This is a genomic window from Caballeronia sp. M23-90 (genome assembly GCF_053574605.1).
The window spans coordinates 1-6,229 of record NZ_JBSIPA010000390.1 but is presented as its reverse complement, the minus strand read 5'-3'; the positions used below and the strand labels follow the sequence as shown (position 1 = coordinate 6,229).

The 6,229-nt window shown below is 60.0% G+C and carries 6 protein-coding genes and 1 pseudogene; 4 read left to right on the top strand and 3 right to left on the bottom strand.

Annotation, left to right across the window (positions count from 1 at the left end):
* Window positions 1–171 precede the first annotated feature (171 nt).
* Both ACRXB1_RS27790 and ACRXB1_RS27785 read right to left on the bottom strand, forming a co-directional pair.
* On the bottom strand, window positions 172–687 hold the full coding sequence (locus ACRXB1_RS27790; RefSeq protein ID WP_449493850.1) for a hypothetical protein: 516 nt from the start codon (window positions 685–687) through the stop codon (window positions 172–174).
* Between the two features lie 69 nt (window positions 688–756).
* Complete coding sequence (locus ACRXB1_RS27785) at window positions 757–1,584, bottom strand: ferritin-like domain-containing protein (protein ID WP_062169301.1); 828 nt, start codon at window positions 1,582–1,584, stop codon at window positions 757–759.
* Window positions 1,585–2,082: 498 nt separating this feature from the next.
* Here ACRXB1_RS27785 and ACRXB1_RS27780 point away from each other — a divergent pair, with 498 nt between their 5' ends.
* Both ACRXB1_RS27780 and ACRXB1_RS27775 read left to right on the top strand, forming a co-directional pair.
* The gene (locus ACRXB1_RS27780) at window positions 2,083–2,862 is read left to right on the top strand and encodes a DeoR/GlpR family DNA-binding transcription regulator (protein WP_174364042.1); all 780 of its coding nucleotides are present in this window, start codon (window positions 2,083–2,085) and stop codon (window positions 2,860–2,862) included.
* 269 nt (window positions 2,863–3,131) lie between these two features.
* Entirely contained in the window at window positions 3,132–3,329 is a 198-nt protein-coding gene (locus ACRXB1_RS27775) for a hypothetical protein (RefSeq protein WP_062000698.1), read from the top strand.
* A 31-nt stretch (window positions 3,330–3,360) separates the two neighbouring features.
* Here ACRXB1_RS27775 and ACRXB1_RS27770 read toward each other — a convergent pair whose 3' ends face one another.
* Window positions 3,361–3,741 carry a hypothetical protein gene (locus tag ACRXB1_RS27770; RefSeq protein WP_449493849.1) on the bottom strand — a complete coding sequence of 127 codons (381 nt, stop codon included), beginning with the start codon at window positions 3,739–3,741 and terminating at the stop codon, window positions 3,361–3,363.
* A 230-nt stretch (window positions 3,742–3,971) separates the two neighbouring features.
* Between ACRXB1_RS27770 and glpD the strand changes: the two genes are divergently transcribed.
* Both glpD and ACRXB1_RS27760 read left to right on the top strand, forming a co-directional pair.
* Window positions 3,972–5,552, top strand: a complete 1,581-nt coding sequence (gene glpD, locus ACRXB1_RS27765; RefSeq protein WP_174364044.1) for a glycerol-3-phosphate dehydrogenase — start codon at window positions 3,972–3,974, stop codon at window positions 5,550–5,552.
* Between the two features lie 127 nt (window positions 5,553–5,679).
* Window positions 5,680–6,153: pseudogene (locus ACRXB1_RS27760) on the top strand (helix-turn-helix domain-containing protein); the annotation flags it as partial.
* Window positions 6,154–6,229 lie beyond the last annotated feature (76 nt).

Below are 6,229 nucleotides of genomic sequence, written 5' to 3'. Positions count from 1 at the left end.
TCTCCGCGCAAGCCGGAAGGCGCACGACCGGCTGGCGCGTTGCTGGGCGGCAAGCCGCGGACTGAAGGCGGCGGTGCTGGCCGGCGCGATACGCCGCGCACGGGTCAACGCGGGCGTTAATCGATGCGGTGAGTTCAGACAGCGGCGCTTTTTAGCTCCGCTGTTTTCGTTTCAGGGGGCCGCGCTCGCGGCCCGCTTCAGTCCTTCCACCTGATGACGCCATCGGTCCAGTACGGCGTTCTCCTGCCCCTCGGCAAAGGCGAATTCGATTCCCTGCACGAGCCGCGCGTAGGCAACCTTCTGCCATTCACCGCTCTCGATCGTCGCGATAAAACACGTCACCGGCGAGTCCGCTAACGGCACGACCTTGGCCTGTAGCTGCACCTGGAAGAACGCTTCATCGAAGACGAAGGTCAGTGTGGCCACGCCGGTCTTCGATATCACCCGCGCCGCCCGCGACTGCGGCCACAACGAAAAGCACAAGCTGCCGGGGTCCGGCGCGAACAACTCGCCGACGCTCAACAACGACGTCCGGATGCGGCCTTCATCGGCGGCGAGAAGCGATGCAGTGAAACCCGCTTTCGTTTCTATCGATGTGCCGTCGAAGAGCGCGCGCAGCGGCAACGGCCATTCGTCAAACGTGCCGTGCTCGATGTCGCGTGTACCCGATGCCGAGGGATCGTTCATATGGAACTCCGTGAAAGGACGATGGCCCGCGAAAGCGGGCCATCGATCGGGCGTCACGCACAGCGAAGTTCAGCGGAAGAAAACGTGCTGCGTGATCTTCGCGATCGGATAGTGAACGCTAGGCTGGATGCGTGCGGGCAGGTCCAGCGGCTTGAGCAGCATCTTCACGCACATATCCGCTGATAAGTTGCGTCGAACCAGCGCGTTCACGCGCGCTGCCAGCTCGCGGTTATGCGCTGTATCGTTCGCGCGATCCGGATAGCGGATGGCAAAAACGTGGCGCAACGCGATCTCGGAATCCTCGTTCTTGATTTCCATCACGCGTCGCAGCAGCGCGCCCAGCACGGCGAACCGGCCGTTGCCTTCGATCTTGTTGTACTTCTTGAAGAAGCGGAAAAAGTGCTTGTAGTGACGAACTTCGTCGGTGCGGATGTTGTCTGTGAGCTGCTTCAGCACCGGTTCGTCAGAGCATTCATTGATAGCACGGTACAAGGTTGCCGTACCGGTCTCCACCACGCACCGCGCGACCATTTCCAGCGCGCGGGTCTTCTCGAAGTCCTCGACCGAACACGTCAGCGAGTACTCGGCGAAGAAATTCTTGAAGGCCGTGTCCCAGTCGAACTCGGGCCACACATGGTTGATGTACGTCTTCAACGCGCGGCCGTGCTGCATTTCCTCCGGCTCCCACTCGGTGTTGAGCCATGAGGAAACTTCCGGATCGTCGTTGAAATAGGTGCTCAGGTTGCTCGTGTAGAGATCGGTGCCGCTCTCGATGAACGAGGCCGCACATAGCAACAAAAGCAGATGTTCGTTGGATGCCGCCTTGCGACGGTCGATCCGGGACAGGTCGATGTCTTCGATCCGCCAAGGCATCACATGGGTACTTTCAGTGTGCATAAATATCGCGCTCCCAAATCTGTATTGAACGCGCCGTCAGCCAAACCGGCCGAAAATCAGGCAACGCCATGAACAACGAAGTCATGGCGTTCTCATGTGGTTGAGGACTTCTTTGAGCCTGCATATTAGCCGGGTTATAGCGAAGCTGCAGGCACGAAGAGAGACCGCTCAAGCCATGGGTCAGTTCCGGATACTGTTTAATTCAGCACAAATCATACCGAGTCATGGGAGTAAGTTGCCAGTGCGCGAACAGCGCGGCCTGGTCTTGCTTACAAGTCGATTTCGCCAAAGCGCAATGACACTGCTGTTTGCGGGATGACAAGTGGGACGGTTGTAATACCTGAAGCTGCGAGATATCGACGTTCATCGATCAACCTTGCCATCCTCAGGAGTTTGCTTGTGGGGATGTCTATACCGCACGGCCTTATCGTCCAGTCGATGCGGCCTATCCCTTACAATACGGCCACCTCACGACATTGAAGCGCACGTACGGACGCCATGACTCGAGATCCCCGCATCACCTTGAACGCACGACAGCAAGAGCTGCTCGACTGGGTGCAACGCGATGGCTTCGTGACCGTCGAGGACCTGGCCACACATTTCGACGTCACCCCACAGACCATTCGCCGCGACGTCAACTGGCTCTCGGACATGAACCTGCTGCGCCGTTACCACGGCGGCGCGAGCCTTCCGACCAGTTCGGAGAACGTCTCGTACACGGCGCGTCAGCGCATGTTCCACGATGAAAAGCGCCGCATCGCCGCGCTGGTTGCATCGCATATTCCTGATCAGGCTTCGCTCTTCATCAACCTCGGCACCACGACCGAGGAAGTTGCCCGGGCGCTGAACCGGCACCGCGGCTTGCACGTGATAACGAACAACCTCAACGTGGCGGCCATGATGAGCGGCTACCCCGATTGCGAAGTGCTGATCACCGGCGGCATTGTCCGTCCGTGGGACAAAGGCATTGTGGGCGAGCTTGCCATCGACTTCATCCGTCAGTTCAAGGTGGATTTTGCGATCATCGGGGCGTCGAGTATTGAACCGGACGGTACACTGCGCGACTTCGATACCCGCGAGGTCCGCGTGGCCGAAGCGATCATCAATCACGCACGCACCGTTTTCCTCGCCGCCGATCACTCGAAATTTGGCCGTCCGGCGCTTGTCCGGCTCGGTCATCTGAACCAGATCGACGCGCTTTTCACCGATGCCCCCACGCCGCCGGAAATGGCCGAAACGCTCACGGCTGCGAACACGCAGGTGTACATCGCCGAGTAAGGTTTCGTTGAGCGCAACCGAAATCGATGTGTGCGCTGCGGCACGAACCTCAGGTAATTTCTACGTTTTCCCGCTCCCGCCGAACCGCTTTCGCGCCTCCCAAAAGTCAAACCCATTATTTTGCGCAAGCGTTTGGCACTCGAGCGGCGCTTGCATACAATCAAATCCCGGCTACGCAGCGCCGCCTTCCAAGGCTCAGGAAGCGGCTGTTCGCCATAGGTCTGCCGGCTCGAAGTTCCTGCCTCGCTTAACGCGTCATGGAGAACACGATGCTCAGTCCGCACGAATTTGCCACGCTGCTCCTGCTACAGGAAGCACCCAACCAGATGGACATGGTTCGCGACGAACTCGACGCCCTCCTCGAGCGTCAGCTCGTGCAACTGGAGAATCTCGCATCGGGACTTCAGCTCTGGAGCCTCACGGCTACTGGCGACTCCACGATGAAGGCAATCAAGCGGTACTCGTAATCCTCGCCTCGTTTAACCCGCCTTTGTTCATTCAGCCCGCGCGCAACGTCGGATCGACGGCGGCGCGCCAACTGAGCGCTTGCGCCCGCTGATCGGTAAAGAACGTCGCCCATGCGCTTTGCGCTTCGGTCGTGCGGCTGGCCGCGAACGCCGAATGCTGGTCCGCGATCCCCGCCTGGAACGCGCAGAACTGATCCTTCGATACCTTGCCGCGCTTCTGCGCCACATACGCATCGAATAACGCTGAGTACACGCTCTGCGCATCCGCGCCGTAATCCACGGCGGTCGAACCGCACATGGACTGCAGCGCACTCAAGGAAGGCGCGCCCATCGACCCCGACATATCGGGCGTCGAAACACATCCGCCCAGCACCAGCGCCCCAAACGCGCCTGCCACCAGCAACTTTCGCATTGTCTTTACTCCCGGTTTTCACTTTCCACAGTATCGGTCTGACGCCGCCTTCGCGCCACTCGGCCAAACGGCCTGTTGCTCTGGTAAACGACCGAAAACCGAGAATATTCGCCAAAACGAAGCGTTAGCCGATCAGCCGACTTTACATTTTCGTTTTTGTTCGTTAAATTTCGAATTCGAACATTTATGTTCTGCCGGAGCGCGGCGAAGGCAAATGAGGCGAATAAGCGATGCAAGATAATCTTTTCGATGTGCTCGTCGTGGGCGGCGGGGTCAATGGCACGGGCATTGCACGCGACGCGTCGGGCCGGGGTTTGAGCGTGCTGTTGTGCGAGAAGGACGATCTGGCGTCGCATACGTCGTCATCGAGCACCAAGCTCATTCACGGCGGCCTGCGTTATCTCGAATATGGCGAATACTCGCTCGTGCGCAAGGCGTTGCAGGAACGCGAAGTCTTGCTGCGCGCCGCGCCCCACATCATGTGGCCGCTGCGTTTCGTGATGCCGCACATGCCCAACCTGCGCCCGGCCTGGATGATCCGCGCCGGCCTGTTCCTCTACGATCACCTCGCGCGGCGCCAGTTGCTGCCGGGGTCGAGAGGCATTGACATGCGCAAACACCCCGCCGGCGTGCCGCTCATCGATTCGATCAAGCGCGGTTTTGTGTATTCCGATGGTTGGGTGGACGACGCGCGCCTGGTCGTGCTGAACGCGGTCGATGCGCAGGAACACGGCGCGGTGATCAAGACCCGCACGCGGCTTGTCAGCGCGGCGCGCAACGACGGTGTGTGGCATGCCACGCTCGTGGACGACCACGGTGCGACGTTCGACGTGCAAGCGCGTTCCATCGCTAACGCGGCGGGTCCGTGGGTCAGCGAACTGCTCAAAGGATCGCTTGGCAGCGGCACACACACGCGCCATACCGTGCGCCTCGTCAAGGGCAGCCATATCGTCACGCGCCGCCTCTTTGAACATGACCACGCATACATCTTCCAGAATCCGGACAAGCGCATCATCTTCGCAATTCCCTACGAGCACGATTACACGCTGATCGGCACGACGGATCTGGAGTATCACGGCGATACATCGAAGGTGACCATCAGTCCCGAAGAGACCACGTACCTGTGCGAGTCGATTAACCGGTACTTCAAGAAGCACATCGGCCCCGGCGACGTCTGCTGGAGCTATTCCGGCGTGCGCGGCTTGCTCGAGGACGAGAACGCGGAAAACGCATCGGCCGTTACGCGCGACTATCTGCTCGAACTCGATACCCCCGCGAACCAGGCTCCGCTGTTATCGGTGTTCGGCGGAAAGATCACGACCTTTCGCAAGCTCGCGGAAGAAGCCGTCGATAAACTCGGCGACGCGCTCCAGTCTCCCGCCAAAAGCAAGACTTGGACGGAAGGTGCGCCGCTGCCGGGCGGTGATATCGCCGATGCGAATTTCGACAGATTCCTCGCCGCGTTGAAGCAGAACAAGCCATGGCTGCCGGCGGATCTGGCTCACAGGTATGCACGCGCTTACGGAACCCGTGTCCAAAAGCTGCTCGGCGATGCAACCTCGCTGACTGGTCTGGGCGAAGCCATCGCGCCAGGCCTTTACGAGGCCGAACTGCGCTATCTGCGCGACAACGAATGGGCGACCTGCGCCGACGACGTCCTGTGGCGCCGCTCGAAACTGGGCTTGCACATGGAGCCCGGATCGCTGGATGAGGTGACGCGGCGTATCGACGGATGGTTTGCACAAACACAAGCATGGGCGCAACCGCAATTTCAATCCGCGCCGCTGGCTCCATCGCGAACCGCCGTGTAAAAAACTATCCTGCCGCGCCTGATAACGGTGTGACGATATCTTCGTTTGATGCAACTTCTGCCGATGCTAGTCTTTCCTTCACCGATGCCGCGCCGGTCTGCGCGGCATGTCCGAATGGAGGCTCATCATGGTTGCACCGGCTTATTCATCGCTGGAACTCGTGCGCGAATCGTACGACGCACGCGAGCCGGCCGAACGCGCCGAGGCAACGCGGGCGACATCGACGGAAATCCATCTTGAGGAACACGTTCCTCAGACGAGCGCTCAGGAAGCAAGCGACGCATTGGAATATCTTGTCGGCGTGAACCTGGCGAGGCTGCGGGCGGAGCGCCAGCTTTCACTCGACGCCCTCGCCCGCGCATCCGGCGTTTCCCGTGCGATGCTCGCGCAGATCGAATCGGCCCGCAGCGTGCCGTCCATCAAGGTCTTGCACAAGATCGCCGGCGCGTTGAAGGTGTCGGTCGCGGCGTTTTTGCGGCGTCATGCAACGAACGGCATCGAGTTTCTCGCGGCCGATCAGTCGACGCGGCTGGTGACATCGAATGGACGCTTTTCGGCGCGACCGCTGTTTCCGCTGAGCGCGCCGGCATCGGCGGAATTCTCATCTTCGATAGGCAGGTACGTCACCTGGTTGAGCTGCACGTAACCGGCATTCCAGTAATTCGGGTTCTTCGCGA

What these genes read in the sequence shown, in the direction of transcription:
- ACRXB1_RS27770 (WP_449493849.1), bottom strand. Translation starts at nt 3,741, where the DNA reads ATGCGAAAGTTGCTGGTGGCAGGCGCGTTTGGGGCGCTGGTGCTGGGC.
- ACRXB1_RS27785 (WP_062169301.1), bottom strand. Translation starts at nt 1,584, where the DNA reads ATGCACACTGAAAGTACCCATGTGATGCCTTGGCGGATCGAAGACATC.
- ACRXB1_RS27790 (WP_449493850.1), bottom strand. Translation starts at nt 687, where the DNA reads ATGAACGATCCCTCGGCATCGGGTACACGCGACATCGAGCACGGCACG.
- glpD (WP_174364044.1), top strand. Translation starts at nt 3,972, where the DNA reads ATGCAAGATAATCTTTTCGATGTGCTCGTCGTGGGCGGCGGGGTCAAT.
- ACRXB1_RS27780 (WP_174364042.1), top strand. Translation starts at nt 2,083, where the DNA reads ATGACTCGAGATCCCCGCATCACCTTGAACGCACGACAGCAAGAGCTG.
- ACRXB1_RS27775 (WP_062000698.1), top strand. Translation starts at nt 3,132, where the DNA reads ATGCTCAGTCCGCACGAATTTGCCACGCTGCTCCTGCTACAGGAAGCA.